This is a genomic window from Anaerococcus porci (assembly GCF_009696575.1).
Lineage (GTDB): Bacteria > Bacillota > Clostridia > Tissierellales > Peptoniphilaceae > Anaerococcus > Anaerococcus porci.
Map to the genome: position 1 here is coordinate 1 of NZ_VULQ01000029.1, position 2,248 is coordinate 2,248.

The following is a 2,248-nucleotide window of genomic DNA, read 5'->3' on the forward strand; positions in this document are numbered from 1 at the left end:
AATATCCCATATAAAATGGAAGACATCAACCACATCTCCGTAAAGTAATGAAATGATATGACTGGAATGAAAGGCTGATTGCTCCGTTTGGCGTATAAAAATGTCGGGGTAATGAAGTTCGATTTCGAGCCATAGATGATGCTGGCTCCGATTGAATCCCTTATCGGATTTTACGTAATTCTTGGCATATAAAAATAGAAAACGCAGGATTCTCTTTCTTTGCTCGTCCTGCCCTGAGAGACGTTGGTATCCTTCTCCCAGTCGAGACAAACAACGTAGAAGCCCACGTGTTGGTATATATAAACCTCAGGTACACTATACATACAGGTACACCAAGGACTATAACCTTGCCGTGAGCGACCTTGTTGCCTTTGTCTTTGACTGGAAAAGAATTTGTGGAAAGTTTCTCAGAGTCAAGAACAAAGCGCACAAAGACGCTCTATTATAATATGTCAGCAGACCCCACCCCAAACCCTTCGGCTCGCCGGATTCGCTTTCCGGAAACCTTATCGGGGTCCTGCGGGAAGACTTTACCGAACAAATTTAAGCATTATTTCTCAATTTACAACTAATTGGCATCCATTGTTATGGAATGAAATCTAAACTTATTTCGAAAAATTTAGTAGATGACAAAAATTAAATTTATGCTGTTAAACACTTAATTTTTAGTCGATTAAATTTGCAAAAGTCCCTGAAAATTAGTAATTTAAAGGAAAAGTTTGGACGCTTTTTCTCATGAAAACTACTAATTTCAAGGACTCGGTCAAAGTTAACCAAATCCTCCCGATTATGCAAGAGCACTTTGGTCAAAGTATGAATTTGGCACGCATAAAACTCATGGCGTTGCTGCTCCATGCACTCTGTGTGGTGCAGACTGTCAGCCTCCACAAACTGGCTGATGCGATGCCTACGGCTGTAGACAAGGATTCCAACCTCAGACGGCTCCAAAGATTCTTTGCCAAGTATGTACTTGACCTTGACATCATAGCCCGTATGATTTTCTCGCTGCTTCCTGTCAAGACCGGTCTTGTGCTGAGCATGGACCGGACCAACTGGAAGTTCGGGGAGTTCAATATAAACATCCTTATGTTGGGCATAACCTATAAAGGGATTGCCTTCCCTTTGATATTCAGCCTTCTTCCGAAACGTGGCAACTCCAACTGGGAAGAACGCAAGAAAATTATGGAACGTTTTATCCGTCTTTTCGGAGCGGAATGCATCGACTGCCTTGTGGCAGACCGCGAGTTCATCGGAAAGGAATGGACAGGATGGCTCAACAGCCGTCGCATACGGTATTACATCCGAATACGTCAGAACTTCTGGATTGTCAAGCCTTCCACCGGTGAGAGAATCCGAGCCTGGTGGCTGTTCAATGATTTGAAGGTCGGTCAGGAGAAATTCTTCCATACGCTCTTTCTTCACAAAGGTGAGTATGTCTATCTTGCCGGCAGCCGGATCAAAAACTCCGATGGTGTTCCGGAATTGCAGATTCTCATATGCTTCAATCGGCCCGAGGAGGCGATTTTGACATACAAAAAACGATGGGAGATAGAAACGGCCTTTAGAGCCATGAAATCTTCCGGCTTCAACATCGAGGATACCCATATGCGTGATATGGACCGCATCGCAAGACTTGTCGCGATGGTCTGCATGGCTCTTGTATGGGCGTATCTCGTTGGTGAACATAAAGATATAAATATTAAACCGATAAGGATTCTGAAACATGGAAGAAAGGCAAAGTCGCTTGTCAAATATGGATTGGAAGAGATTTCGACCATACTTATGCGTCCGACTTATACCCCAAAATTCGATGTTTTCAAATTTTTGTCATGTACTTAAAACTTTTTTATTAAATTTCCAGACACAATGTTGCGTCTGCACATGCCTATCTCATCTGTCACGTTTTTTATATCGTAAGAACTGCATTATTCCTACAAAGATAAAACTAAAAGCACAATAAAATAACCAGTTGTTGACATCTTTATCGTAGCCGAGTTCTATTATCAAAATAGTAATAAATCCGAGAAGCCCGAGAATCGCCATTGCTCCGCATATCTTCTGCTTTAAGCTATTACTTATCATAGTTTTTATTTGTTATTGTGTTAATTCTATAAAGGTTATTTTAAGTCAAGATACATCATTCTGGTATGCAATTTATCATCATTAAGTAGATTGTAAAAGTCCTTTTATTCCTGCTCATTTGGATAAAGGAATTTAAAACCGTTCTTCAGATAAAAAGATGAACATT

The 2,248-nt window shown here is 40.9% G+C and carries 1 protein-coding gene; it reads left to right on the forward strand.

Annotated features, from left to right (window positions below):
• Positions 1-735: 735 nt before the first annotated feature.
• The gene (locus FYJ26_RS10690) at positions 736-1,839 is read left to right on the forward strand and encodes an IS4 family transposase (RefSeq protein ID WP_123481022.1); all 1,104 of its coding nucleotides are present in this window, start codon (positions 736-738) and stop codon (positions 1,837-1,839) included.
• The last annotated feature ends 409 nt before the right edge of the window (positions 1,840-2,248 follow it).

Bases quoted from the DNA above. Each gene is read 5' to 3' on its own strand.
- FYJ26_RS10690 (WP_123481022.1), top strand. From the start codon at position 736: ATGAAAACTACTAATTTCAAGGACTCGGTCAAAGTTAACCAAATCCTC.